General features: G+C 48.1%; 34 protein-coding genes, 2 tRNA genes and 1 pseudogene. 10 read left to right on the top strand and 27 right to left on the bottom strand.

Features of this window, described 5'->3' with window-relative positions:
- Positions 1-11 precede the first annotated feature (11 nt).
- From RIN67_RS01730 to RIN67_RS01635, 21 genes are all read right to left on the bottom strand, one after another.
- Entirely contained in the window at positions 12-1739 is a 1728-nt protein-coding gene (locus RIN67_RS01730) for a terminase large subunit (RefSeq protein WP_024748174.1), read from the bottom strand.
- Positions 1736-2188 carry a P27 family phage terminase small subunit gene (locus tag RIN67_RS01725; protein WP_024748173.1) on the bottom strand — a complete coding sequence of 151 codons (453 nt, stop codon included), beginning with the start codon at positions 2186-2188 and terminating at the stop codon, positions 1736-1738. Before RIN67_RS01725 ends, RIN67_RS01730 begins: the two co-directional genes overlap by 4 nt.
- A gap of 109 nt (positions 2189-2297) precedes the next feature.
- Positions 2298-2513 (bottom strand): HNH endonuclease, encoded by a 216-nt coding sequence (locus RIN67_RS01720; RefSeq protein WP_235714950.1) that lies wholly within the window; start codon positions 2511-2513, stop codon positions 2298-2300.
- Between the two features lie 166 nt (positions 2514-2679).
- The gene (locus RIN67_RS01715; protein WP_264999612.1) at positions 2680-2928 is read right to left on the bottom strand and encodes a hypothetical protein; all 249 of its coding nucleotides are present in this window, start codon (positions 2926-2928) and stop codon (positions 2680-2682) included.
- 136 nt (positions 2929-3064) lie between these two features.
- Positions 3065-3138 (bottom strand) — tRNA-Ile (locus RIN67_RS01710).
- A gap of 1163 nt (positions 3139-4301) precedes the next feature.
- Positions 4302-4511, bottom strand: coding sequence for a crAss001_48 related protein (locus RIN67_RS13350; protein ID WP_313826077.1), 210 nt, complete (start codon positions 4509-4511; stop codon positions 4302-4304).
- A 5-nt stretch (positions 4512-4516) separates the two neighbouring features.
- Positions 4517-4843, bottom strand: coding sequence for a hypothetical protein (locus RIN67_RS01705; RefSeq protein WP_264999611.1), 327 nt, complete (start codon positions 4841-4843; stop codon positions 4517-4519).
- A gap of 2 nt (positions 4844-4845) precedes the next feature.
- Positions 4846-5100, bottom strand: a complete 255-nt coding sequence (locus RIN67_RS01700) for a hypothetical protein (protein ID WP_264999610.1) — start codon at positions 5098-5100, stop codon at positions 4846-4848.
- Positions 5101-5355, bottom strand: a complete 255-nt coding sequence (locus RIN67_RS01695; RefSeq protein ID WP_264999609.1) for a hypothetical protein — start codon at positions 5353-5355, stop codon at positions 5101-5103.
- A gap of 2 nt (positions 5356-5357) precedes the next feature.
- Positions 5358-5570, bottom strand: coding sequence for a hypothetical protein (locus RIN67_RS01690; RefSeq protein ID WP_264999608.1), 213 nt, complete (start codon positions 5568-5570; stop codon positions 5358-5360).
- Between the two features lie 14 nt (positions 5571-5584).
- Positions 5585-6055 (bottom strand): DUF1064 domain-containing protein, encoded by a 471-nt coding sequence (locus RIN67_RS01685; RefSeq protein ID WP_264999607.1) that lies wholly within the window; start codon positions 6053-6055, stop codon positions 5585-5587.
- Between the two features lie 193 nt (positions 6056-6248).
- Positions 6249-6689, bottom strand: a complete 441-nt coding sequence (locus RIN67_RS01680) for a hypothetical protein (protein WP_264999606.1) — start codon at positions 6687-6689, stop codon at positions 6249-6251.
- On the bottom strand, positions 6682-7926 hold the full coding sequence (locus RIN67_RS01675; RefSeq protein ID WP_264999605.1) for a replicative DNA helicase: 1245 nt from the start codon (positions 7924-7926) through the stop codon (positions 6682-6684). The genes RIN67_RS01680 and RIN67_RS01675 overlap by 8 nt, the downstream gene beginning before the upstream one ends.
- Positions 7916-8755 (bottom strand): conserved phage C-terminal domain-containing protein, encoded by an 840-nt coding sequence (locus tag RIN67_RS01670; RefSeq protein ID WP_264999604.1) that lies wholly within the window; start codon positions 8753-8755, stop codon positions 7916-7918. Before RIN67_RS01670 ends, RIN67_RS01675 begins: the two co-directional genes overlap by 11 nt.
- A gap of 16 nt (positions 8756-8771) precedes the next feature.
- Entirely contained in the window at positions 8772-9341 is a 570-nt protein-coding gene (locus RIN67_RS01665) for a DUF669 domain-containing protein (RefSeq protein ID WP_024748160.1), read from the bottom strand.
- A 2-nt stretch (positions 9342-9343) separates the two neighbouring features.
- Positions 9344-10312, bottom strand: coding sequence for an AAA family ATPase (locus tag RIN67_RS01660; protein WP_024748159.1), 969 nt, complete (start codon positions 10310-10312; stop codon positions 9344-9346).
- Positions 10313-11215 carry a DUF1351 domain-containing protein gene (locus RIN67_RS01655; RefSeq protein ID WP_264999603.1) on the bottom strand — a complete coding sequence of 301 codons (903 nt, stop codon included), beginning with the start codon at positions 11213-11215 and terminating at the stop codon, positions 10313-10315.
- Positions 11208-11444, bottom strand: a complete 237-nt coding sequence (locus tag RIN67_RS01650; protein ID WP_264999602.1) for a hypothetical protein — start codon at positions 11442-11444, stop codon at positions 11208-11210. The genes RIN67_RS01655 and RIN67_RS01650 overlap by 8 nt, the downstream gene beginning before the upstream one ends.
- A gap of 174 nt (positions 11445-11618) precedes the next feature.
- Positions 11619-11777, bottom strand: a complete 159-nt coding sequence (locus RIN67_RS01645) for a hypothetical protein (RefSeq protein ID WP_158422988.1) — start codon at positions 11775-11777, stop codon at positions 11619-11621.
- A 254-nt stretch (positions 11778-12031) separates the two neighbouring features.
- Entirely contained in the window at positions 12032-12301 is a 270-nt protein-coding gene (locus RIN67_RS01640) for a hypothetical protein (RefSeq protein WP_024748156.1), read from the bottom strand.
- Between the two features lie 30 nt (positions 12302-12331).
- A complete protein-coding gene (locus RIN67_RS01635; RefSeq protein WP_390894453.1) occupies positions 12332-12574 on the bottom strand; it encodes a helix-turn-helix transcriptional regulator in 243 nt (80 codons plus the stop codon).
- A gap of 156 nt (positions 12575-12730) precedes the next feature.
- On the opposite strand from RIN67_RS01635, the gene RIN67_RS01630 reads away from it, so the two are divergent.
- Both RIN67_RS01630 and RIN67_RS01625 read left to right on the top strand, forming a co-directional pair.
- On the top strand, positions 12731-13231 hold the full coding sequence (locus tag RIN67_RS01630) for a helix-turn-helix domain-containing protein (protein ID WP_024748154.1): 501 nt from the start codon (positions 12731-12733) through the stop codon (positions 13229-13231).
- 17 nt (positions 13232-13248) lie between these two features.
- Positions 13249-13476 carry a hypothetical protein gene (locus tag RIN67_RS01625; RefSeq protein WP_264999601.1) on the top strand — a complete coding sequence of 76 codons (228 nt, stop codon included), beginning with the start codon at positions 13249-13251 and terminating at the stop codon, positions 13474-13476.
- Between the two features lie 35 nt (positions 13477-13511).
- Here the strand turns inward: RIN67_RS01625 and RIN67_RS01620 are convergent, their stop codons facing one another.
- Positions 13512-14687 (bottom strand): IS256 family transposase, encoded by a 1176-nt coding sequence (locus RIN67_RS01620; protein WP_313825884.1) that lies wholly within the window; start codon positions 14685-14687, stop codon positions 13512-13514.
- Positions 14688-14701: 14 nt separating this feature from the next.
- On the opposite strand from RIN67_RS01620, the gene RIN67_RS01615 reads away from it, so the two are divergent.
- The 4 genes from RIN67_RS01615 to RIN67_RS01600 all read left to right on the top strand — a co-directional run bounded on the left by RIN67_RS01615 (position 14702) and on the right by RIN67_RS01600 (position 17300).
- Entirely contained in the window at positions 14702-15106 is a 405-nt protein-coding gene (locus RIN67_RS01615) for a hypothetical protein (protein WP_264999698.1), read from the top strand.
- 55 nt (positions 15107-15161) lie between these two features.
- Entirely contained in the window at positions 15162-15695 is a 534-nt protein-coding gene (locus tag RIN67_RS01610) for a hypothetical protein (RefSeq protein ID WP_264999699.1), read from the top strand.
- 40 nt (positions 15696-15735) lie between these two features.
- Entirely contained in the window at positions 15736-15981 is a 246-nt protein-coding gene (locus tag RIN67_RS01605) for a hypothetical protein (RefSeq protein WP_264999700.1), read from the top strand.
- Between the two features lie 158 nt (positions 15982-16139).
- Positions 16140-17300, top strand: a complete 1161-nt coding sequence (locus RIN67_RS01600) for a tyrosine-type recombinase/integrase (protein ID WP_264999701.1) — start codon at positions 16140-16142, stop codon at positions 17298-17300.
- A gap of 122 nt (positions 17301-17422) precedes the next feature.
- Here RIN67_RS01600 and RIN67_RS01595 read toward each other — a convergent pair.
- From RIN67_RS01595 to RIN67_RS01585, 3 genes are all read right to left on the bottom strand, one after another.
- A tRNA-Arg gene (locus RIN67_RS01595) sits at positions 17423-17494 on the bottom strand.
- A 55-nt stretch (positions 17495-17549) separates the two neighbouring features.
- Positions 17550-18896 carry a replication-associated recombination protein A gene (locus tag RIN67_RS01590; RefSeq protein ID WP_264999702.1) on the bottom strand — a complete coding sequence of 449 codons (1347 nt, stop codon included), beginning with the start codon at positions 18894-18896 and terminating at the stop codon, positions 17550-17552.
- A gap of 52 nt (positions 18897-18948) precedes the next feature.
- Positions 18949-19275 carry a hypothetical protein gene (locus RIN67_RS01585; protein WP_024747144.1) on the bottom strand — a complete coding sequence of 109 codons (327 nt, stop codon included), beginning with the start codon at positions 19273-19275 and terminating at the stop codon, positions 18949-18951.
- A gap of 136 nt (positions 19276-19411) precedes the next feature.
- Between RIN67_RS01585 and RIN67_RS01580 the strand changes: the two genes are divergently transcribed.
- The 4 genes and pseudogenes from RIN67_RS01580 (at position 19412) to RIN67_RS01565 (ending at position 22252) form a co-directional block, all read left to right on the top strand.
- A complete protein-coding gene (locus RIN67_RS01580; RefSeq protein ID WP_024747143.1) occupies positions 19412-19867 on the top strand; it encodes a MarR family winged helix-turn-helix transcriptional regulator in 456 nt (151 codons plus the stop codon).
- 43 nt (positions 19868-19910) lie between these two features.
- Positions 19911-20558, top strand: a complete 648-nt coding sequence (locus tag RIN67_RS01575) for an NAD(P)H-hydrate epimerase (RefSeq protein WP_024747142.1) — start codon at positions 19911-19913, stop codon at positions 20556-20558.
- A 109-nt stretch (positions 20559-20667) separates the two neighbouring features.
- Positions 20668-21219, top strand: a complete 552-nt coding sequence (locus RIN67_RS01570) for a M15 family metallopeptidase (RefSeq protein ID WP_264999703.1) — start codon at positions 20668-20670, stop codon at positions 21217-21219.
- Positions 21220-21313: 94 nt separating this feature from the next.
- Positions 21314-22252: pseudogene (locus RIN67_RS01565) on the top strand (DMT family transporter).
- 339 nt (positions 22253-22591) lie between these two features.
- Here the strand turns inward: RIN67_RS01565 and RIN67_RS01560 are convergent.
- On the bottom strand, positions 22592-23092 hold the full coding sequence (locus RIN67_RS01560) for a cupin domain-containing protein (protein WP_264999704.1): 501 nt from the start codon (positions 23090-23092) through the stop codon (positions 22592-22594).
- 25 nt (positions 23093-23117) lie between these two features.
- Positions 23118-23744, bottom strand: coding sequence for an LVIS_2131 family protein (locus tag RIN67_RS01555; RefSeq protein WP_024747138.1), 627 nt, complete (start codon positions 23742-23744; stop codon positions 23118-23120).
- Positions 23745-23833 lie beyond the last annotated feature (89 nt).

The raw sequence follows: 23833 nt of genomic DNA, 5'->3' as shown, positions 1-23833 counted from the left end.
TTTTCACCTCCCTACTTGTAAATATTTTTGAGGTAGTTCGCCAATCCGTCCTGATCTACATACTCCATCTCAAATTGAGTGAACTTGTGTGCATCAAAGAATGCCGCAGCACCATCAATCTTCTTAATGGATTTCGTCTTACTAGGCGCCTTTAATCCATTGATGTTAGTCACGACAACGATGTTCAACAGGCAGTAAACCAGTAGCGGGTTGTCCGTAATCAACCGATGCTCGTAAATCAGTCTTTCCGTGTCATCCATAACTTCGTTAAGCACCGTCGGGTACTGGGCAACGGATACGCAATCCAATCCTAAGTTTTCCAGTTTCTCAATCATCTTTTGCGCCATGGCCGGATCATACGCGATTCGCTGGATATCATAGTCCGTCATGAGCTGTTTGATATATTCGATAATCTGGTCCTGGTCAATCATCTTACCGTCACAGAACTCAACGAAACCCTCTTCAGCTAGCTTGCGGTAAGGCACGTTATCTTCTTGCTCGCGATAATCAATGTTGTCATACGGGATAAAGTACCGTTGTTTTACCTTCAAAATTGGCTTTCCATCATCGCTAAAAGCGGGGATGTTAATTGACACGCAGGTCAAGTCGGTGGTCTTCGATAAGTCCAGCCCTAGCCAAGCCGCCTCACCTCTTAAATCGCCCATTTTATCGGGTTGTAGGATAGGTTCAACCTGGTCACGTGTGAAAAAGTTCTCTGCACCGTTAACAAAGACGTCTAGGTGCTTCGACAGGAACTCACCTTTACCGTGTTGGCTCCGTTGTGCCGATTTAAATTCAATTTCTAGGGCCTCCATCGTCACAGACACGTCAATATTGGGATTAACCTGCCGCCACACGTTACGGTCCGTCCAGTCATACCCCTTATTAGGTTCATAAATGAGAACTAGACGTGAATCGTCATTATCCTTATCCAGAATATCCTTGGATTCCTTATACACGCGCATCCCCACAGAACTCGACCCCTTACCGGCAGTTGAGATGTTAAACATAATTGGCTGCGCCCGTTCCAACATGGCAGATTTAAAATTGTCGTACTGCTCCATATTTTTCTGGGCGTGAAGTTCATCATTTAGCACGAATGAAGGATTAGAGCCCTCAATCTTACCGGTATTCTTAGTCATCACCTTAAAGCTGTTCTCAAAAGTCTCACCGTCAATTTGATAGCGATAAATCGCGCCAGTAATTGAACCGCCCTTCCCTTTGAAAATCTGTGAGTGATCATACAGAACTGGCGAATTCTCAATCAACGCACCAAATGGCTTGGCCGCATACTGTGCTTGGTCAAAGTCGGAAGCGCAACAGTAAACGTCTGCACCAACCTCCCCTTCACCGTACATCGCATAGGCCAATGCTCCAGTTCCAATCAGTGTCTTCCCATTCTTCTTGGGAACTTGCCAATACACCTCTCGAATAGCGCGAACCGTCCGGCCTTTGTCGTCTACCTTCTGCCAACCATATAGTTGAGCGAAGCCGAACAGCTCCCATGGCTCTAAAACGATTGGCTTACCGGCTAAATCTCCCTTGACGTGATGCACATAGCTTTGAATGAAGTCTAGCGCTTCGTTAGCCCGCATGTTATCCCACCAAATATCCTTGCGTCGCTTCCAATGCTTATAGCGCTTAACGGCCTTACGAATCGTCATTGGATATTTTCGGGGCGTCTTGCTGACCATTTCAGCATAGATGTCGGCATAGTTTGTTTCCGGTTCGATAATCACGCCTTTTTCCGCCACCTCTCACGTCTTTTTTGCAGTTCATCAATCGGCTTGCTTGCAGAACTTTCCGCATTTCCAGTGTTCGTATCAATTGTTGACCCGCCGGTAACGACTCGTTGCATAAGTGCTTTATTCGTCATTCCTAGCTTATCTAAGGCCCGTAATTTCTTTTCCGACCAGATATCCACCTGAACGCTTAAAGGGTGCTTAACGGCGTTTTTTGCACCGTTTTTGTTCTCATAAACCTGTGTCTCCGGAAACCCCTTATCCTTCCAGCGTTTGTACATGATTTCGTACACTTCAAACGTGTCCAAATACGAATCAATCAAGGGATCAAGAATCTGGCTGTATACGTCCGCATCGCGCAACAAAAAAAGCAGGCGTTTCCGCTCTGCTTCAACCTTTTCAGCCAGTTGTTCAGTCTCAACTTGTCGCTTAGTTTTGCGCCCCACGAAAACACCCCCTTTCCTATTTAAAAAATCTTGCGGACTGCGCGCGTGACCCTATGCTAACCTATCCTTCCCACGCCTCCAAAAATATTTTTCGAGAGGGGGGCTTCATCTAAAAGTAGGATGGGTAAACCTTGGGTGGCTTGTCTTCTTGTTCGTGTTCCACAATCGGGTGGCACCGGTCACACAACAACATGATGTTACTCGGTTCAAATTTAAGTGTTGGGTCGTCTTTAATCGGGATAATGTGGTGATGTTGCTTGTGCCTCCCATAAACGATGCGATGGCAACGTTGACACTGGTTGTGCTCTCTTAAATCGACTTCCATACAGACGTTCGCCCACTCATCGGAATGATAAACCGGCTTGTTGTCGTGATGATAGACTGACCGCCGTTTTCTCTTTGCCCGTTTAAACTTATCGCTGTACCCGTGCTCCTCGCAATACCGACCATGCTCAATCACGTTCTGACACCCAGGAAACTCACACAGTTTCTTAGCCATTTGTTTTGAGGAACTCAATAACGTCCTGCTTCTTAGTCACGTCATCAGGGATAGTAATACCCTTATCCTTAGCGTAGCTATGCAACTCCGCTACTCGCATATCCTCCAACGACTTAGGCTGCTGTTTAGCTGGCTGACTCTCCCAGCTTGGCGTATCTCCATTTCGGATAAAGTAGGATTGCTTTTCCTCCGTGTCCCAATAGATCGTACCGGTTGGCTTCTTGCCAATTTTCTTAATCATCTTCATTGCTCCTTTCGTTCACACAAAAACCCTAGCATCACTGCTAGGATTATATGAAGGAATATAACTTATCAACGCCGGCGTATTTTTATGAGAGGGAGCTTTTCACTCTCCTTAATATTGGATTGGCGTTGAATGGACCATGTAGGACTTGAACCTACAACCGGACGGTTATGAGCCGTCTGCTCTAACCAATTGAGCTAATGGTCCACGGTCCCGGCCTATTTGGAGGTAGTGACCGGGTAACGTGCTTGGCAGGGAGTCGAACCCTACACTTAATCTGATTCTAAGCACCAACTTCTATGCCGGTGTCGAACCGGCTCACCATCAGACATCAAATACCGCCGTAAGGCTTTAGCGTTTCTACCTTTTCGCCACAAGCACATGACAAGTTTTCAGCTTAACCCTAACTCGCATTTCCTACTGTGCGCACTGGTAGACAGATGCTCTCTGGTTCTGGCATGGGGATGCTCGCGGCTAACCGTTACTCCATTCTGGAACCCAGCCAATGACAGTCCAAGGATTCGAACCTTGGCCCCTTTCACGTTTACGGGGTAATCCGACTATAGCTGTCTATGATACTAGTCACTGGCCAACGTGACTACACTGCGGGTAAGGATCTGCACCTTACATGATTATGATTGTCGTAATCCCGAGCCTTTTTGTTGTGGGCCAATCATAATCCGGTTCTCGCGTCTACCTATTCCGCCACCGCAATTTGTTTTCTTTTGATGTTACCAATATAATCCCATGAAACCTAGAAACCACTGTATTCTACCTGTACAGATAAAATACAGGTGCATCAGAATAATGGTATACAATCACCAATTTCCGTATCCAGCCGCCGTGCAAAGGCTTCCCTGTGTGTTTCCCATTGATCCAGAAAGTCTAGTGTCCGATGCAATTCTGCCGACTTATGGTAAATCCAGTCAATCCCGTATGGGAACTCTGGGTCATCTGCAATATCTTCGAGCGTCATACCTTCGATGTAGTGCATCCTAAGGAAGTCATGCTCGTACCCATGAAAGGAGTCCACTAATGTTAGTAGTTCCTGCCGGTCGGCCTCACAATCATTTAATTCGTCCTGTAATGGTGGTAGCTGGTCTAAGACATGTGATCCCCTCGACTTGCCATTCAGCCGAATTTTAGACAAGTCTCCCGACGTCCACCGTTCTTCCTCACGCTTCACCTTCCTAATTTGCCACCGTAAGTAACGGCAGCGTTCTTCTAAGTCCAGATATTCTTGGAGCCATTCGTATCTGCTTTTATCCTTACGTCCCAAAATACCGTCACCCCGTGATATAATTAGTTGTCAGATAAATTAGGTCACGCGGCGTTCCAGCACTTTGCTGGGACGCTTTTTTGTAAAAAAATCAAAGTTGATTCTCCAAGTCTTCTATTCTTCCGGTTAGTGCATTGACATATGCATTCATGGCAGACGCTTGCTGGTGCATGTACGACTGTTGGTCCGGAGATATTTCATCTCCATGGTTCATCAGAAAAGTGACCAAGTTATTCCGCTTAGTATAAACATTTTCGCGCTCTTTTCGTAAATCCCAGTAAACTGTTTCAATGTCATCCATCATCTTCACACCTTACTCATTTTCTTATACTTAATGCCGTATTTCTTCATAGCGTGGTAAACTGCACCTATTGTAATATGCCAATTCTTAGACAAACGTTCATCCTTCCGGGCAAGCATCAAGATTTCGTAGGACGTCATGTTCTCGGTGTCCAACTCCTGTAGGAATTGTTTCCACTGTTTCCCACGTTCACGCATTGGCCGCTTAGCCACTTTATCAGTAGCGCCAGCCGCTTTCTGTACCCGCATCACCTCCTCAGGTGGTGCATTACTAATACTGCCGTATTCGGATTCAACTTCGTGCAAAACTGATAGATAACGTGGTTCCGTCATACTCACACCCCCAGTGTTTCCATGCACTCACTACCGAAGTAAATCAAGAACATGGCTTCGTCCTTTTCCGTCCAGTTTTTAAATATCTGACTAATTTCATCGGGAACACCTCGATCAAGCGCCCGGTCGACTTTACCGCCATAGTCTAATTTGTGCATAAACTCACCTACAATTGCCATGGGATACACGCCGAGGCCTACCGACAACACCAGTAAATAGGCGGCCACCTTCTCAAAATCTGACTTATCATTTGTCATCTAGTCCACATCCAATTCGGTTTGATCTGGATTGTCTTCGCCATCCTCGTCAGTATCCAATTCCGTCTGATTAGGTGTCACTGTGATTTCAACACTATCATCAACTGAATTGGCTAAGGCTTCCATTTGACCGCGCAAGTCCTGTGACGGCGTTTCAATCCGTAAGACAGTAACCTTACCGTCCTTGCGACTCTTATTGGTCATATTGGCAATGGTTCCGTAAAACTTTACGCTGTTGTCTTTCATTTCATTCATGATTAATTTTCTCCTTTGGCTAAAGCCATTGTGATAAGTTCTTGAAGCACTTCGTTTTTCTGCCGGATAGTCAGCCGATGAATGGCCTTACGTTCCGGGTCACTAATCTTTAACGGATTCCGCTGGCACCAGCCTAGCGTCGCCGCTAGATCATAGTGGCGCTCCTCGAATTTGAGGAGCACGAACCGCCGGTAAATTTTCTGGTCTAGGTTCAATGGGCGTCTACCTCCTAAATATTCGTTGCTTCGATCCAGTCGTATCGTAGGTTGTCACGTACTAGTGGCTGAGTTGGCTTGCGTTGCTTAGTAATCCCCTGGGCAATCGTCTTAAAGTCATGCTTTCTGACCACCACTGCCTCGACTGGAATCCCATTAGCCATCGCAAACAACTTGAAGCGTAACTTTACGCTGGCGTCAATCCCGTATACCCCAAATGAGTTTTTAACATCATAGACATGCAATGGCCCGTTCTCGTCATAAATCAAGAAGTCCGGCGAGTAAATTGTACGTGGGACTTTCAGCCTGCCATCCCGAGGTAATTGGGTTAGCGGCCACAACGTGTAATGGGGATGGACTTCAAACTTCAGCCCGCTATCCCGAACGAACCGTGTGTAGAAGTCCGCTTCCTTTTGGCTGTCGAAGGTGTAACCGTCTAGCTTAACTTTCGTTCCACGCCGATTGAGCGCTGTTGGCTGTTCCAAACTACGTCACACCCCCTCAGATACTTTAAACTCGGCTACAAAAACCTGACATTTTCGTTCATGATCATAGAATGTTTGCACTCTCATCGGAATGTTTACATATTTCCTAACAATCAAGTACATGAATAATAAGAATCCGTCACCCTCATCGGGAGAGTCCTTCGAAAATTTCTTGTATAGCTGACTAATCCTCTCAGTAATGTTTTTTCTTTTTTCCAAGATTGTCATCTCCATTCTTAATCTGCCTTTGCTCTTCTTTGGTTAAAATTTCAATATAATCAATCTTGGCTTTGTCCAGCTGGGGGTACTGGGACACGTCGCCCTGGTATGCCTGTACGAGGGCATCCACAAACTTGCTCCCATCTTCCAGGTACCGCCACTTTTGTAATGCCTCAGCCTGGGCCGTTTCGATAGCGAACCATACATTTTCGACTCGCTTGTCGTCCAGTTCCTGGTACACAGCCTGCAGCGCTCGGTTGTCCGGGTTGGCTTCCGCGGCTTCCCGTACCATCAACCGGCGCCGATGGCATTGCTTGGCCTTATTCAGGTATAGCTTGACTGCCCGCGACTCATGCCAATCATTCTCGGCCATAATGGCCTGATATTCCGGGTAAGTCATATATCCATCAGCCATCGGCACTCACATCCAACTCCTGAAACTTCATGGTCCGCCCGTTAAACTGATACGGGATCGTTGCCTGCCAGCCCTCCCGGTTCTTCTTCACCAGGAGATTAGTTACGTCCTTGACTGCCTTATCTTGCGACAAGAAAGCCACGACATTACTATCCTGTTCAACTGACCCAGATTCCCGGATGTCACTTAGTTGCGGTTCCCGGTCTTGGCGGTTCTCAATCCCCCGGTTCAATTGCGTCAGGGCTACGATTGGAACATCAAATTCGTTTGCCATCACTTTCAGCTCACGGGTGATCTCACCAACCTGCAAATAGCGTTCCTTCATCGCTGGTACAGTGATTAAGCCGATGTAGTCCACGAATGCCACGTAACAGTTTTTCTTAGCCGCACTGGCATTTCGCCGAATCACACTAGTAATCTGTCCCAACGTTTTCGTCTGATCGTAGATAGCCAAATCGAGCTTCCCTAGTTGTCTGACGGCTTGAACTACCACTTGCTTCAATGTCGGCGTAAGCGTACTAGCGGAACTTCTCAACGTTGTTGATGGCACCCCAGTGCGATTAGCGATGAAACGGTTGACCATCTCCCGCTTAGTCATTTCTAGAGTGAAGTAGTCCACGTGAAGGTCAGGGTTCTCGGCCAACATCTTCGCCGCCAAGTTGACGCTGTAGGCCGTCTTTCCGACACCCGGCCGCGCACCCAGAGTGAAAAGCATCCCCCCATAGAAACCACCTGCCAGGCACTTATCCAGTTGCGGATATGATTTAATGCCCGTCTCTGTTGGGTGGTCCAGGTTATAGGTCAACTCTTTAAGCTGGTCATCAATTTTCCCGTTGTCGTTTGCCACATCAAGATTGGCCAGATTATTCGCCAGCGTTGTCAGATTCACCAGGTTATCCGCAAACGGCGCATCATGGTACTGTCGAATCGCCTGCTGCAAATCAGACTGAATCTTCAAACGGTGTAGATCACGGACCAGCTCCGGAAGGTTCGCATCAGTGACGGAGCTGTCTCGCAGCTTAACCAGGTCCTGGAAGCTCATGGTCATCTGGGTGGATAAATACCGAGCCTTCCCATAAATGATCATGAGCGACTCACTGTCAGCCTGCTGAATGGCTTCAAAAATCGTCTGATAATTCCCAATCATGAACCAATCACTGTTGGCATCCAAAGAATCAATGTTCTTAGGGTGCTTCAGTAAGGCCGCAATGATAGACCGTTCAACTTCACTGTTCACTGGCTACATCCCCTTCCTGTTTATACTTTTCTTCCAATTCTGCTAGTAACTGGGCATCGCCGGCGGAACCAGCCTCTGTCGTTAGGTGCGGTGGTTCAGCGGGGCGTTGCTGGGGCTGCTTCTGTTGTGCCGCTCTGGCCTCATTGACGTAGTCATCGAAGTGAGTGGCTCCAAACAACGTGTTAGGCCGAAGATACTTAGCCATATCTGGATTATCCTTCCATTCCAGTGACTTGTAATGAATAACTAAACCAAAGTCGTGTTCCGTAAACTTCTCGGCTATTCGTGCTCGGATCAGTCCACGCGTCTTATCGGTGACATGATACTTGTGGCCACTTTCCGCATTCAGATAATCAACAATTTTCTGGTAATCAATAGTTGGTTTGCTCGACGTATCTTTCTTCTCTTTATTCTTATCATTCTTGTTTGTGTCCACTTGATGTTCATTTGATGTTCGGTTGATGTTCACTTGATGTTCACTTTGCTGGTACTCACCCCAATTGAGCACCGTAACGACGCTGTATTTCGAGGTTGATTTGATGTCCAACATTTGCTCACTCTCGAATTTCTTAAGCCATCTCCAAACAGAAGTGCTGTTCACTTGCTGTCCACTTTGAACACCTTGATTCATCTCAAGTGTTAATGCGGCGCGCCCGGTAACCAATTGTCCGCTGTTCAATACTATTTCCTGGCCATTAAATAAAAACTTATTCTGGCTGTGGTTAGCCTTCATTAAGATGAGCAACCACAGCTTAAGCTGATCGGAATTAGTCCAGACGAAGGACGACTGAATCTTTCGATACAACTTAATCCATCCTTGGTCTGACATTGTTTAACCTCCTAGCTTAGAATGGAATATCGTCGTCACTGATGTTTACGCCGCCACCATTACCAGTAAAAGGATCAGTGGGTTCTGGTGCGGGAGCGCCGTGTGTAGACCCCATGTTATCCGGAATGCCAGCCGCCGCATTGTCTAAGTCCTTATGTGACTTGATGACCGGGTTCTCTGCCATTGGCTTGTGCTTAGACGCCTTGAAAGATTTAACCGACGGACGTAGCGTGCCTTTCAAGTCCTTCTCCATCGTGACAACCACAATAATCGGTTTACCTAGCATTTCTTCAGCCCAATTAGATGGGGTCCCGAAGTCATGCCCATTCTCGTACATCTCTGTAGCCTTGGTCAGGGCATTAAAACGCCATTGCGCCTTGGGCGTTGCCACGAAATTATCGAACTGAATTACAGCCCCTTTAGCTGGCTGATCCACGTCGGTACGTACCCGGTAATTCAAAACCTCCATTTTATTTCGCGTCTTGTTCGTGAGCTTATCTGCAAAGCTGGTGGCGTACACTTCGTATTCCCCCGGATTGGTGACTTGCTCAATTCCTACGTTCTTTTCATCGTATCCAAAGCTCATAATTAATTACCTGCCTTTTCAGATTTTTGTTGCTCTTCTTTATCCTGCTTAGTTGCTTGTTCCTTAGATACAGTGGTCTTCAATGCCACGTATAGATTGCGTAAGCTAGATAGTGGCCACTTTTCTAGCGGAACCTTCGTCGTAGACCGCTCAATTTCTAGCTGACCAGCTTCGCTATCTTTAACCAGACCCATAATGGCGGCCAGCGCTTTTTCGACTTGTTTATGTTCCTCTGCCTTGACGTCAGTACCTTTTTCGGCCCAGTCGTAAATCTTATGCCCGGTCTCACGGCTAAGTGGGTCGGCATTAGTAAAGATGGAGGAGTTATCCTTAGTGGCTTGGGCTCGGTGGTTCTCGTACACCTGGAAAGCGATAGCAAACTCATATTCCAAGGAATCCTTTTGCTCCATCTTCAAGCCCACCTTCTCGACTTGGATTTTTCCGTTGTCATCAGTGGTTACCTCAACCCCCTGTTTACTACGGACCGTGGCAATGACGTGAACATCCTGGTTAGTGAGTAGTTTTAAAAAGTTGCGCTGTTCAGGAGCTACATTCTTCCACCCTTGCATTCCGCCACCATTGTCATCCACTTGTTGCATGACACCACCTTCATCACTCCAGGCGTTGGAAATACCGTCAATAATGATGACCTGACATCCATATTCTTGGAGGCTCCGGAAAGCATCAAGGTAGTGTGCCGCATCAAACGGTGCACTTAAATCAACCTTGGGAAACTCACCGATTCGAACACCATCGTGTTCTGTGTCCACGTACAAGTTGGTACGCTTGTGTTCCGTATCAATGACACCGACCTTATCCCACTGGTCTTCATTACTGGCATCCGGGTACATACGTTCCATCATCCCCTTAGCCACCAACAACGATCCGATGGTTTTACCTGAACCACTGGCGCCCATAACTAAGATGGGGACCTTAATCTTTTGGCGCTTGGCTTTTACAATTTTTGCCATTTAATTGGCCACCCTTTCATACTTAATTCCGTTCTCATCAATCCAATGCCGTAGGGCTAACAACTGTGCGTGTGTCCCGGTAAGCTTCAACGTTGTGGATAGCAACACCGCTTCTCCCGTCTCGGTATCGACCAGTTCACCGTTATGCATTGTCTGGTGCGTAGCGGCCACTGCCTTAGCGGTCTCGTCGGCTTTGCGTTTCCGTTCCGCTTCCTCATGAGCTTTCTGGGCTGCCTGCTCTGCGGCATGGTCAATACCAACTAGTATCTCAGTCACTGTCGCCCCACGGCCTAGCTGGACAATCCAGCCAGAGGGCTCAATGCCTTTGTTGTCGGCATACAGCTTAATGGTCTGAACGTCAGCAGCACGCTGGTCGTGGTCCTTCTTCAGCTGAGTCATGTCGGCAGCAATCTCGTCGATAACCTTCTTTGTGACCTTACCGCTCTTAGTAATAGCTGACTTATTTAGCCATGACGGACGTATTTCAATGTCGGTCGCCGAAATATTGTAGTTTCCCGCCATCTCAAGAATCACCGAGTCAACTGCCATGCGCCGTACTTGTCGCTCTTCGCTCTCAACTGCTTCAATCTTGTCATCCAAGGGAACTAGAATAGCTTGAATCTTTTTCTTGTAACCATTCATGGTCTCATCGAAGGCGGCCGCTGGTTTCTCATAAGCTCGCTTTACTTCTAGCCGGCGATCGTTGATTGACTTAGCAACCTTGTTCAGCTCAGCCCGCATCTTCTTGGTATCTGCCACATTATCCGCTGTGACCACAAAATCACGACCGTACTTGGCAACCAGTTCATCGACTGCCTGGGCTACTGCCTTTTCGTTCTTAATAATGATTGGCGATGGGGTGACATCGATGAGCGGCTCCGCAAGTACTAACGAATCAGTCATCGGCAAGCACCTCTTTGTAACCTACGGATAAGTTAGATTCGTATTCCTCAGCTAAGCGCTGTACCGCATTCAGACACTCTTCACGTGAAAGCCCCGTTTTCTTCGCAATAATCATTCCTGAACACACCAGTCCAAACATCAAATCATTTCTCGACATATTAATTGCTTCAACTTTGATATTTTCTTCATCATCACGTAAGTTTGTGATTTCAATCTTTGATGGCTCCATATCTTTCCTCTTTCCGTGGTATAATCCACTTGAAATATGTTTTGTTTCGGTCAGCTATTTGCGGTAGCTGGCCTTTTTGTTGTGCCGCCACAGTTTAAACAACCACGGGTGCTTTGGTGACCGATAAACCAGGTCGGCTAGGGTGCGCACGTGAATAATATGATCACACCCTTTCTAATTAGATTCACGGCGAAGCTTCATGTACTCCTCATCACGTGCGAGCACCTCAAACTTCTCCCACTGCTTGAAACGGTATGTTGCCAGGGCTTGATAACTCGCCGGCGTCCGCATTAACTTCTCGTGCCAGTGTGCTGCTAGTTCTTTATTTGTCATGATTTTGTTTCCACCTTTCATATCCCAACCGAATGGGTAAGCCTAGTCCAAAAACCAAAGTGAATAAGATTACTGTTTCCAACTACATCACCACCAACTCAACCATGATGATCCCTAACAAGAACATCACTGACCAATCGGCCCACTTTTCATCTGGTGCTAATAATCCGCACCAGTCATAGATGGGAGCCATCAGACTTTTCCACATTGTCTTAATTTCAATCACCACACCGTCACCGCCCTCGCACAGACTTTTAAATTTCATGGACTGCGTAATAATCATCAATCGATTTTTTAGAAATCCGTTGAACTCCATCTTTAACCGAGACCCGCAATCCGTCCTTGATGAACTTAGTCAGCGTTTTGTCATCGACATTGGCATATATCTTTGCCTCTCCCTTTTTCATCCAGAATGGCAATGCTTCTTGCTTTGCAGCTAACTTGAAGGCCTTGGTAGCACTAGCTATCATGGTGTCTTGTAACTCTTTCATCGCATCGTCTGTTAATTGAATTGCTAAAGCCATACGTAGTCACCACCCTTCTTGCAAAAATGATTAGTTCACCTTAGATCTTAGTAAACGAATAAACTCGTTTCTGTTACCGAAAAAAATATTATTTTTCGGTATATGGTAAAGCCTAGACAGGTCATTCATTTCTGAAAAGCCAATCTTAGAGCTATCCTTTTCAAGCGCAGCCAACGTCTGATAGTGCACGCCTATTCGCTTAGCCGCCTCAGCCTGCGAATAACCTGCGTTTCTACGAGCCGCCTCTAAAGTGATTTGGATTGTTGTTCCCATTCCTTTGCCCCCTCTCTAATACATAAGTCATGTTAAACGAGTTTATTCGTTTTGTCAACGACTAAACTCGTTTTTTTAATTAATAAATTCGTTATTTTGTTGTATTCCACGAATTTATTCGTTATAATAACATCATACATTTAAGGAAGTGATTTTATGCCTCGCCATGAGCTTTCGCCTTTGGAAAAGCATATTCGCGGAATAATTTCTACGAATTTAAAAAATTATATGACCGAAAAGCATATGACTCAGGCTCAATTATCAAAAGCCACTGGGATCCCGGCATCTACCATATCAGGATACGTTGCCCGCCGTTCTACACCTAATGCTGGGGCCGTCCAAAAGATGGCTGATGCTTTAGGACAGAACAAGGCTGATATTGACCCACGCTTTCACGACAGCGAAATACTATCCACTTCACCTAGTTCAGAAATCATTAACGAAACCGCTAAGGTAATGTCCCAATTGAACGCCATGTACCAAAAGCGTGTCTATTCTTATGCTAAAGAACAATACGAAAATCAATCTTTAGCCTTTCCTGAAACATTGGCTGCCCATCAGGCAGATAGCAGCCACATCATCAATGACGATGAAGCTAAGAATATTTCGAAATTCTTAGATGCCGCCATAGATAGACACGAAAACCGGAACAAGTAAGGTGATCTTATTTGGAAATGTCGAAATTTGAAGAGCTTGAAGCCGTCTACGAAAAGTATGTCGAAATCATTGAATTGCGGGGGCTTAAAGAACACACGGGGATGTATGGTGCTTTTAAAGTTAAGAATGGGAAACCATTCATCTTTCTTGAACCCAATCAGCCAGAAGTTGACAAGCAAGTAATCCTAACTGAAGAATTCATGCATATGTTGACTTCTGTTGGTAGCGTCAAGAATCTTGTGTAAATGAAATGCCTTCGTACATATAATATGTATCTAACTTAAATAAATGATGCTTCCAAGGTGTCCTGTAGTCCTTTGAACCCTCGGTGGATCCGCTTCAGAGACTTCTCGTTATAAACATTAAACTGAGAAACCAGGAAGCGATCCAGTGAATCTTCCGTTGGAAATTGTTCTTTGTGGTGGGTGGTGCGCTTGAGATGCTTATTAAAGTTCTCAATCAGGTTAGTGGAGTATAGTGATTGCCGGATAGCTGGTGGAAAGTCCATGAAAGTGAGTAAATTCGGCATTTTAAGCAGATCTTTGATTAATTTGGGATAGGTCTGATGCCAGTTGTTGGCGAACTCATTCAGTTTCAGTTCGGCTGCTTCACGGTTGGCGGCCCGATGAACTTGTTTAAAGTCACTGATCACGGCCTTGCGGTCTTTCACACGAACTTTGTTCATCAAATTACGCCCAACATGAACCAGGCAACGTTGTCGTTTAGCTTTGGGAAAATGCCGATTTAAGCCTTCATCCAAACCAACTAAACCATCGGCCACAAACAACAGCACATCTTTGACACCTTGCTTAATCAGGGTTCCCAGCAGTTCAGTCCAGATTCCAGTCGATTCCGTTGGCGCCACTTGGTAGTTCAGCACTTCTTTCGTACCATCTGGACGAATGCCAATCGCAATATGAACGGCTTCTTTTTGAACGGTATCCCGCTTTAACGGCAAGTAAGTGGCATCTAAGAAGATGGCCGCATATTGTGAAGCCAGTCGCCGTTGCTGGAAAGCTTGAACCTGTTCATTGACGGCTTTAGTCATGTTGGAAACCGTGGCTTTGGAGTAGTGAGCACCGTACATTTTCTCAATGAGTTCGGCAATTTCAGCAGTGGTAATTCCCTTGGTATCCAACTGAATGACCGTTGTTTCTAAATTATCACTGTGCCGACCGTAGGCTGGCAAGGTATGATTTTCAAACCGGCCATTGCGATCTCGAGGAATGGTTAAGCTAAGTTGGCCGTACTTCGTATCAAACGAGCGCTCATAACTGCCGTTGCGGTTATTACCAGTGTTAATCCCAGCGTATGAGTAGCGTTCGTAACCCAAAAACTCTGCCAATTCGGTTTGAAGCAGCTGGTTAATCGCAATTTCGAGGTGGTGACGAAAAACTTCGTCCAAATCTTGCTTTTGGGCTAGTGCAGCGATAATTTCTGTGGTAAGTTCATTCATGGGGAATGCCTCCTGTGATGTTTTCTGTGGTTACTAAATATCATAAGGGAAGGCATTCCCTATTTCTATACAATTCAGAAATCTTTTATGCATTTACACAAGATATTTTACGCTCTCCTTCTGTTGGTGTAATCCTTAATCAAAGCCAATTAAAAAACAGGCGACAGGAGCTACTTGCCCGTCGCCTTGCGTATAAAGCCATCATCAGCATTGACGATCTAATCCATTGCTACAATTTGGGACTCCAAAGCAATTATGAGGTTGCTGAAGAATTGGAGCTTCCAGAAGGATTTGTACTTAATGCCATCAATTATTTTAAAACACAGCTTACTGATGGGGATATTTATAAAGGATACCGAATCCACACCACTGGCCCACTTTCATTTACCAAGGTTCCCGGTAAGGCTTTAAGCTTGTGACTTAACGTCCAGATACTGATGACGTAAAAAGCTGTCTATATTTGGAGGTATACGCATGGAAGCCTTTCTGGGAGCCATTGGAATTGTAGGGGGAATCTTTGGTGGAATCGCCTGGTTGATTTATAGTTTTATCAAAAGAGAGAAAAAGCGTTATCCATTAATTCTTATTTTGGTTGGACTACTAGTAACTGGCTACGCCGCATCTATAACGCCAACTAAAGAAACAACAACGAAAAGTAGTTCTAGTTCTAGCATAACTTCTTCTCATCACAATCAAATTAGCCCGATACTTTCAAAATTAGCATCAGACTATTTGGGCGATGGCCATATTACCTATAACAAATACACTAAAGCGTTTCAAATTAAGCTGTCAGATAAGACGCTAATCAAGGAATTAAACCAGAACATCAAGAACTCAAACACGTCAACGCCTAATTTAGATAAATTACTTAATAGGATGAAAAAATCGTCATTGTATATTTCAAAAAAAGTCTCAAACACATCCTTTGAGCTAGTAAACGAGGAAAACCACGCTTATTACTCAGCACACTCCGGTAATCTAGTCGACATCGTCCACAAAGACAAGTAACTTAGCATGTTTCTATTTAAATAATACGAGAGTGATTTTTATGGAAAAAACCGGAAACGACGCACTACGAGAAATGATACTGACCCACGGAGCTGTTTTTACAACTTCTCATGGTAAGAGGTCAGTTGACCTTCGCGAAACTTTAAAACGTTGGATAGCAATCTGGTTCAATGGTGGAACCTATACCATAGAGGGCCGTCAGCTATCTGATAAAGAATCTGAAGATGTGACATATGATCTACTTAATCTTCTGGCCTACTTCGACCGTAAGATTTTGCGTAAATAAAAAAGGTGCATCCCCCTACCCGCCAAGATAATGGGATGCACGCATATCGTTCAAAGGCACTAGTGCGCCCTTTTACATAAATAATTATAAATGAAAGGTGGTGATGCCACAAGTTACACTCCAAAAGTCCCTCGCACAGACAATTGGAGGATATAAAAATGAAGATTAAATCATATAAGAGTAAAGGTAAGACATATTACGAAGTTTCTGGGTACTTGGGAGTTATCAAAACGGCGGCTGGCGAAACCAAGCGAAAAAATTTTCATCGTCGTGGATTTGAGTCTTCTAAAGCCGCCACCCTAGCCTACTCCCGAGAGCAAGAAAGATTCGACAATATGGAGGCCCAATCACAAGAACAAGAATCCACCTTAAAATTCAAGGACGTTTACGCAATCTGGTTAGAATCTTATCAAGAAAGTGTTAAAGAAAGCACCCTAAATCGAGTGGAAGGCATCTTTAAAAATCACATTTTACCTGTGTTTCAAAATCGAGATGTCACTAGTGTAACGTGGCAGGAATGTCAAAGCACTGTTCTAAAATGGCGAAAGAACTTAGTTGACTTTAACAAGGTAGCTCAATACACCCGGCTTGTTTCCCGGACAGCACAAAAAATGGGGCTTATCTCCACCAATCCAATGGATCTCGTTGATGTAACAAAAAATAAGAGCGTCTCTGAAAAGACCAAACACAACTATTGGACTTCCCAAGAGTTATCCTTATTCCTTAACTATCTCACTAGGGTTGATGAAAATACACCACGGTATGATCGGCTAGCACTATTCTATCTACTGGCTACTACTGGCATGCGGAAGGGCGAACTCCTCGCGTTGACTTGGAATGATGTTAATTTCGCCAAGGGGACGGTATCGATTGATAAAACAATGACCAGGAAGCTAGATAATGGGCAAACTGTAGGTAGCCCCAAAACACAAAACGCATACCGTACACTTGCGCTTGACCCTGTTGCCGGTAAATACTTGAAAAGATACCGTAAAAGTTTACTGGTCATTCCCACCAAAGACCAACGAATTTTTCGAAACCAACAAGGTGGTCCATTATCCCTAATGACCCCGAATCATTGGTTAGATACTCTCATAGACCAGGTAAATACACAAAATTCTAATGTACACTTGCCACGTATTACGGTACACGGATTACGCCACACCTTTGCTTCAATTCAAGTAATAAACGGTGTCAATGTCAAGGCCTTACAGCTACAACTTGGTCACTCAGATATTGAAATAACGCTCAACATCTATACCCACCTGAATTCAAAACAGGTTGCCGCGCAAGTCTACCAAATTAGCGATGTCATCTAAAAATGGTTACAAAATGGTTACATTAGCATCCGACTTTATGCTATTTATTCCGTATAACGAAAAACAAAAAGGCCGGTAAATCAACGTTTTGCCGTTGATTCCCGACCATTCCTGATACAAAATGCGCCCCCCGAGAGTCGAACTCGGATCATGAGGACCGAAATCTCATGTGCTATCCATTACACTAAGGGCGCCTTTCACCCTCTAGTTTAACGCAAAACCAGGGTGAATGGTGAATAATTTATCCGTTTATTTATCGGCGGGTTTCGACGGCCCCGGTTCCGGATGGTCCCGGTGCCACTGCCGCACGTAGTCCAGCCGCTTCTTGAAGAGGTTCTCGCGGCCTTCATCCGTGGGGTGATAGTAAGTGTGGCCCACCAACGCGTCCGGCATGGTCTGCATGGTGGTCAGCTTATCTTGCGTATCGTGGGCGTACTGGTAATGCTTTCCGTAGTCGAGGTCCTTCATCAGCTTAGTCGGCGCGTTGCGTAACTGCAGCGGCACCGGCTCATCGCGACTATCCTTAACATCCTTAGCCGCCCCCTGCCAAGCCTTATAGATGGCGTTAGACTTGGGAGCCAAAGCCAAGTAGGTCACGGCCTCCGTCAAGTGAACGTTACATTCCGGCATCCCCAAGAACTGACAAGCCTGAAAGACATTCACGGCCACGTTCAACGCATTGGTGTCCGCCAGCCCAACGTCTTCACTGGCAAAGCGCACCAGGCGCCGAGCAATGTACAGCGGATCCTCGCCACCCTCCAGCATCCGTGCCAACCAATAGATCGCCGCATCAGCATCACTATTGCGCATCGACTTGTGCAACGCCGAGATGATGTTGTAGTGTTCCTCCCCCGTCTTGTCGTAGAGGACGAACTTCTGGCTGATCAACTGCTTGAGGTCCTTCATCGTCACCTTGACCTGGTTGCCCTGCTTATCGCCGTTGAGCACCGCCATCTCCAGCGTGTTCAACGCCGTCCGGGCATCCCCATTGGCGAACTCCGCGATGGCCCGCAAGGTATCGGGTTCTAAGGTCACCTGGGTCTGGGGGAAGCCGTTGGGACTGGCGATGGCGTTGGTCAATAACTGTTCAATGTCGTCGGTGGTCAAGGCCTTTAAGACGAAGACCTTACACCGCGACAACAACGCCGAGTTGATTTCAAACGACGGGTTCTCGGTAGTTGCCCCAATCAGGGTGATACTGCCGCGTTCCACGTAGGGCAGAAAGGCGTCTTGCTGGGCCTTGTTGAACCGGTGGATTTCGTCCACGAAGACCAGCGTCCGTTCCCCCATTTCCCGGTCAGCTTCGGCTTGCCGCATGATCTTCTTGATCTGACTGATCGAACTATCCACGGCACTGAAACGCAGGAAGCTGGCCTGACTCTGGTGGGCAATGATTTCCGCCAGCGTGGTCTTCCCGACGCCCGGCGGCCCCCAGAAGATCATCGAGGAGATCTGGTCATTTTCAATCAGCTCCCGCAAGATCTTCCCGGCGCCTAGCAGGTGGGTCTGGCCCACGAACTCGTCCAAGGTCCGCGGCCGAACCCGACTGGCCAGAGGCTCCTGCTGGGGGTTCCTAAACAACGATTCCTGTTCCATCCGGAAACACCCCTTCCTGAAGTCATGTCAAAACTAGTGCAGCTCGCCAGTCCTAGCGCGACCCCGCAGCCTCGATGGCTTGATCTTGCAGGTACTGCTGGGTCTGGTCGGCACTTTGCCGAAAGTCTTCGATCAGCGACTGTCCCTGTGGCTTGACCGTGGCGGTCTGGTGCCCCAGAATGTCGGTCACGATTAGGTCGTTGCCCTGCCAGCTCGCAGTATCGTAGTGGCCGTCTTCAATCTGGTCTAAGAACGCCTGAAATGTATCCAAGACGGCCTGTTGGATGATGGCGTCTTCTGAGCGGTCATCGCCCATTTTCTTCAATTGTAGTTGGCGCATAGCGACTTCGTCCATGTCGGTTGGAATTTGAATAAACACGTTGGTGCCCCCTAAAGTTTGTTTTACAATTATTCTATCACTTCCGACTTCCGAAACCTATGAGACGAATCATTATCCTTCCCGCCTATCTGGTGTAAACTAGGAGATGAGCATAACGCTTCAAGGAGGGGCTACGATGGAAGACTATATTCTCGACTTTACCACCAACTTAGCAATCCTCCACCGCCAATTTCAGCGCGACATGAACCAGATTCTGGAGGCCGACCAGGTACCCATCAACATCACCGAGTTCTATCTTCTGGTGTTGGTATCCGAAGCCAGCCCCATCAATCAGCGAATGGCCGCGCGCACACTTGCGGTGGATGAGGGGCTGATGACCCGGATGGTCCGCCACCTGGTCCACCTCTCCCTACTGGTCAAGACGGATGACCCCGCCGACCGGCGCAATAAGCAACTGGCCCTGACCACTAAAGGCAAACAGCTGGTCACCCGGGCCATTGAGGTCCTGCACCACTGGTGGCAACACGTGACGCCGAATGATGCACCCGTTGACTTTCAAACCTTGACCGAACAGCTCCAACAACTGTCGGTGCAAGTCTTAAACTTCGATCACCCGTTCGATGATCTGTAAGGCAACTACCGATTCAAGATTTAGATTCAAGGAGGGAATTCTCATGAGTAAAGCCATTACGATTGCCCAAGCCCAACGCTACGACGCCCACACCATCAACGACATCGGCATCCCGTCCATGGTCTTAATGGAACGCGCCGCCCTCGCGACTTTCAACAACCTCTTAAATGACGACTACGACCTGACCCGCGTCGTGGTCGTCGCAGCTACTGGGAACAACGGCGGTGACGGCATCGCGGTCGCGCGCCTCTTAAAGATTCGCGGCATTAACGTGTCCATCTACCTGTTGGGGAACCCCGACAAGGCTTCCGAGCAGACTCAGCAACAATTAAAGATCGCCCGCTACTACCAGATTCCGTTCACCACGGAACTCAATGACGTGATCAACGCGACCACCATCATCGACGCCATCTTCGGCGTGGGCTTGAGTCGCGAGGTCACCGGTGACTTTGCGGCGGCCATCAACGCGATCAACGCCACGGACGCTAGCACCGTTGCCATCGACGTCCCCTCGGGGATCAACGCCGACACCGGCGCGACTCTAGGCGTGGCGGTGGTCGCCGATTCGACCACCACCATGGCCTACAACAAGATTGGTCTCTTAACGGTCAACGGCAAGCACCACGCCGGAACCGTCCACATCGCCGACATTGGGGTCTACGCCCAGGACCATGTTGAATCGATTAAATAATGCCCCGTTCGTCTCCCATTCGGAGGCGATTTTTTGGTTAAAGGGCTTGGGTTGGCTTTTCACCAGGCGCCCGGTATACTGGAAGCACTTACACACAGGAGGGATTCCCATGCATGACCAGACTGGCTTCACCAACATTCAGACGCTGGACCCCAGCATCATCGTGGACCTGCGTTACGCGACCACTCGCAACTTCACCCACCAAGTGATCTACGATTTCACCACGGCGATTGCCCGCACCGGGACCGCCGAAAAACTGGCTCGGGCCAGCGCCACCCTACGAACCCAGGGCTACCGTCTCAAGGTCTGGGACGCTTACCGACCGGTGACCGCCCAGCAACGACTCTTTGACGTCTATCCCAATCCCAGCTTCGTGGCCCCACCCAACCCAAACTTCTCCCATCAAAAGGGCGTGACCTTCGACCTGACCCTGTGTGACCAGGCCGGCCACGAACTCGAGATGCAAAGCGCCTTCGACGACTTCTCCGAACGGGCCCACCGCACCTTTCCCCGGACGCCCACTCAGGAAGCCCACTACCAGTTGCTCGACCAAGCCATGACCCAGGCCGGGTTCGTGGGCTACGACAACGAATGGTGGGACTACCGTGACGCCGACATGGACGCCTATCAGCCTTTAGCCGCCGACCCCAACGATTTCTAAGTCCGACCACTTAAATAAGTGAGCTAATTTGCCCCGCCTCCAGGCCATTAGGTGTTTACTAAGAGTAATCATCCAATGCGAAGGAGGCGTTTTTGTGTTTGCCATACTCATCGGGGTCGCCATCGGTATCGGCCTCCCCATCCAAACCAGTGTTAATTCCCGGTTGCGCCGGGCCGTGGGGACCCCATTTTTGGCGTCCCTGATTTCCTTTACCATCGGCACGCTTTTCCTGGCGGGGACCACGCTGATGGTCGACCACCACCTCCTCTTTAGCCCCCAGCTCTTTCGGACCCAGCCCGCTTGGCTCTGAATCGGTGGTATCTTCGGCGTCCTGTACCTGACCGCCAACATCCTGCTCTTCCCTAAACTAGGAAGCGTCCAGACCGTGATTCTGCCGGTCTTCGGCCAGATTCTGATGGGCCTTCTGATCGACAACTACGGCTGGTTCCACGCCAAGGTCAGCCCATTGACACCGATTCGGCTGGTGGGCGCGTTACTAGTCCTAGTCGGCGTCATCACCACGGTCGCCGTGGGGGCCTGGCTGCTGACCCGGAAGACTTACGATCAGACCACGGTTCCCGGCAACGGGCTATGGCCTTGGCGCCTACTGGGGGTGCTGGTCGGTATGCTGAGTGCCGCTCAATCCGCCATCAACGGCCACCTAGGAAAAGTCTTGGCCTCGTCATTGAACGCCGCTTTCGTGTCCTTTTTGGTGGGGACCCTGGCCCTATTGCTCTTAAACTTAGGTTTGCGGTCGCCCCTACAACTGCACCATCCCCAGGGTCAGACTAACCCCTGGTGGATGTGGCTGGGCGGCATCATCGGTGCCCTGTACGTGCTGGGAAACGTCTACTTAGTTCCCGTCGTCGGTACGGGGTTGACCGTGGTCATCGTCCTAGTTGGCTTAATGACCGGGAGCCTCTTGATCGACCACTTCGGCTGGTTAGGCAGTCCCCGGAACCCGATCACCCCGGTCCAGATTCTGGGCCTCATCATCATGATTACGGGCGTGGCCTTGATTCACCTGGCTTAAGGCACTTGGTGCTAGTCATCACCAATCTAATCAACGATTGTCGTATAACTCAAGATATAAAAAGTGACGACCGGTGCAACGGTCGCCACAAGTTCGCAAGCCTAGTGCGGTATTATTGGGGGACTACTTCTTTGCGGAAGTAGTCTTTTTTATGATCCCATCCGCTTTGGTAAAGTTGACCATCGCCAAAGCTAACACGTAGACCGCCATCCCCCGCCTTAAACACCAAAAAACTTCCGCCCAACCCAGGACAATTTCCCTGGTCGGGCGGAAGTTTTCAGTTTTTTTGAATTGATTGGCCATGACTAATAATGGTGGCTTGAATCTCCATCGTCAGCCCTAATCGATGTTGTCTAGCGCCAAGCGGTCAATGACCTTTGGCAGCTTAGGATACTTACGGTGTAGCTGGTCCTTAGTGAATAACTCAAAATCATCGTAGTGGAAGCCCGGGGCCACCACACAACTGACTAAGCCGAAGCTGTCCGGGACCGTGACTTCCGAAGCAAAAATGGTTTCGCGGGGGACCCGGAACTGGGGAACCTCCCCGGCTGCTAGGTTCAACCCCAACTTGACCGTCGAGTACTGGCCATTGGGGGCGATACAGTGAATTGTCAGAGGCGCCCCATCGTGGAAGAACCAGAGTTCATCGTGGTTCAACCGGTGAAAGTGCGACGGGTTGCCCGCCGTTAACAAGAACAGAATGGCCGTGTACCGATACCGTTGCCCGTGACTCTCCAAGGCGAAGTACCGGTCCTCACTATGCGCCGTTTCCTTGAACCAGCCCCCTTCCGGATGAGGTTCGAGGCCGAGCTGGTCAATGTAGTCTGCTTGACTAGTCATCCGTTGCATCCTCCTTTACCATTGGTTACTTCTGGACCATGAACGAGTGATCCGGGATCCGAATCAACGTGAACCGGTTCGCTAACCGCCCCGCGTGGAGGCCAATCCCGTTCACCCAGTTCTTCTTGTAAGTGGTCTCAATCACACCGACCCAGGCCTTCTGGTGGCGCTGGTCGTACTTAGCGACCGCCTTACGGTTCCAGTGGTAGGCCGATGCCGGCAGGTTGATGGGGTGCTTCCCCGCGGAAACGGTGGCGGACATACTGTCGACCTGGTACCGTTCCCCTTCCGTCAGGTACGTGTAGCGCTGAATCGGCTTCTGTCCCTGACCGTTCCGAACTTCGACGTAGTAGGACGACCCGTTGCCGACCCCCGTACTCAAGACCAAGGGTTCGTACCGCGTGGTCTGATTGACCCGACTGCCCAGCTGGTTGACGTTCTGGAAGAAGGTGGTGTAACTCATCCCCCCGAAGAACAGTAGCCAGACCACCAGTTCCACCGTGGAAATGGTAAAGTTCCGCCAGGAAAAGCTCCGTCCCTCTTTTACGATTAAATGAATCCGCCGCACGCGCATATCGTGCGTCATCCAGATTAAGGTGACCAAGACCAATAACCATAAGGCCATCCCAACTAAGTTCCAAGTTGATTTCATGTCGTCCGTTCCCTTCCAAATCTTACCCCCGTAGGGACTTCTTATTTATCTTTTAGCTTACGAGATTCAGCGTCCGAATACAAGCACCA

It is taken from the genome of Levilactobacillus namurensis, from assembly GCF_032197885.1.
GTDB lineage: Bacteria > Bacillota > Bacilli > Lactobacillales > Lactobacillaceae > Levilactobacillus > Levilactobacillus namurensis_A.
Note: the sequence above shows the minus strand (reverse complement) of the source record. Positions and strands in the feature narration are given on the sequence as shown.

Coding starts and splice junctions, on each gene's coding strand:
- RIN67_RS01640 (WP_024748156.1), bottom strand. CDS start 12,301: ATGGCTTTAGCAATTCAATTAACAGACGATGCGATGAAAGAGTTACAA.
- RIN67_RS01665 (WP_024748160.1), bottom strand. CDS start 9,341: ATGAGCTTTGGATACGATGAAAAGAACGTAGGAATTGAGCAAGTCACC.
- RIN67_RS01580 (WP_024747143.1), top strand. CDS start 19,412: ATGGAAGACTATATTCTCGACTTTACCACCAACTTAGCAATCCTCCAC.
- RIN67_RS01625 (WP_264999601.1), top strand. CDS start 13,249: ATGTCGAAATTTGAAGAGCTTGAAGCCGTCTACGAAAAGTATGTCGAA.
- RIN67_RS01705 (WP_264999611.1), bottom strand. CDS start 4,843: ATGACGGAACCACGTTATCTATCAGTTTTGCACGAAGTTGAATCCGAA.
- RIN67_RS01670 (WP_264999604.1), bottom strand. CDS start 8,755: ATGTCAGACCAAGGATGGATTAAGTTGTATCGAAAGATTCAGTCGTCC.
- RIN67_RS01650 (WP_264999602.1), bottom strand. CDS start 11,444: ATGGAGCCATCAAAGATTGAAATCACAAACTTACGTGATGATGAAGAA.
- RIN67_RS01720 (WP_235714950.1), bottom strand. CDS start 2,513: ATGGAAGTCGATTTAAGAGAGCACAACCAGTGTCAACGTTGCCATCGC.
- RIN67_RS01695 (WP_264999609.1), bottom strand. CDS start 5,355: ATGAATGAAATGAAAGACAACAGCGTAAAGTTTTACGGAACCATTGCC.
- RIN67_RS01680 (WP_264999606.1), bottom strand. CDS start 6,689: ATGGCTGATGGATATATGACTTACCCGGAATATCAGGCCATTATGGCC.
- RIN67_RS01630 (WP_024748154.1), top strand. CDS start 12,731: ATGCCTCGCCATGAGCTTTCGCCTTTGGAAAAGCATATTCGCGGAATA.
- RIN67_RS01555 (WP_024747138.1), bottom strand. CDS start 23,744: ATGAAATCAACTTGGAACTTAGTTGGGATGGCCTTATGGTTATTGGTC.
- RIN67_RS01655 (WP_264999603.1), bottom strand. CDS start 11,215: ATGACTGATTCGTTAGTACTTGCGGAGCCGCTCATCGATGTCACCCCA.
- RIN67_RS01605 (WP_264999700.1), top strand. CDS start 15,736: ATGGAAAAAACCGGAAACGACGCACTACGAGAAATGATACTGACCCAC.
- RIN67_RS01660 (WP_024748159.1), bottom strand. CDS start 10,312: ATGGCAAAAATTGTAAAAGCCAAGCGCCAAAAGATTAAGGTCCCCATC.
- RIN67_RS01715 (WP_264999612.1), bottom strand. CDS start 2,928: ATGATTAAGAAAATTGGCAAGAAGCCAACCGGTACGATCTATTGGGAC.
- RIN67_RS01620 (WP_313825884.1), bottom strand. CDS start 14,687: ATGAATGAACTTACCACAGAAATTATCGCTGCACTAGCCCAAAAGCAA.
- RIN67_RS01635 (WP_390894453.1), bottom strand. CDS start 12,574: ATGGGAACAACAATCCAAATCACTTTAGAGGCGGCTCGTAGAAACGCA.
- RIN67_RS01575 (WP_024747142.1), top strand. CDS start 19,911: ATGAGTAAAGCCATTACGATTGCCCAAGCCCAACGCTACGACGCCCAC.
- RIN67_RS01570 (WP_264999703.1), top strand. CDS start 20,668: ATGCATGACCAGACTGGCTTCACCAACATTCAGACGCTGGACCCCAGC.
- RIN67_RS01645 (WP_158422988.1), bottom strand. CDS start 11,777: ATGACAAATAAAGAACTAGCAGCACACTGGCACGAGAAGTTAATGCGG.
- RIN67_RS01560 (WP_264999704.1), bottom strand. CDS start 23,092: ATGACTAGTCAAGCAGACTACATTGACCAGCTCGGCCTCGAACCTCAT.
- RIN67_RS01600 (WP_264999701.1), top strand. CDS start 16,140: ATGAAGATTAAATCATATAAGAGTAAAGGTAAGACATATTACGAAGTT.
- RIN67_RS01610 (WP_264999699.1), top strand. CDS start 15,162: ATGGAAGCCTTTCTGGGAGCCATTGGAATTGTAGGGGGAATCTTTGGT.
- RIN67_RS01590 (WP_264999702.1), bottom strand. CDS start 18,896: ATGGAACAGGAATCGTTGTTTAGGAACCCCCAGCAGGAGCCTCTGGCC.
- RIN67_RS13350 (WP_313826077.1), bottom strand. CDS start 4,511: ATGGATGACATTGAAACAGTTTACTGGGATTTACGAAAAGAGCGCGAA.
- RIN67_RS01700 (WP_264999610.1), bottom strand. CDS start 5,100: ATGACAAATGATAAGTCAGATTTTGAGAAGGTGGCCGCCTATTTACTG.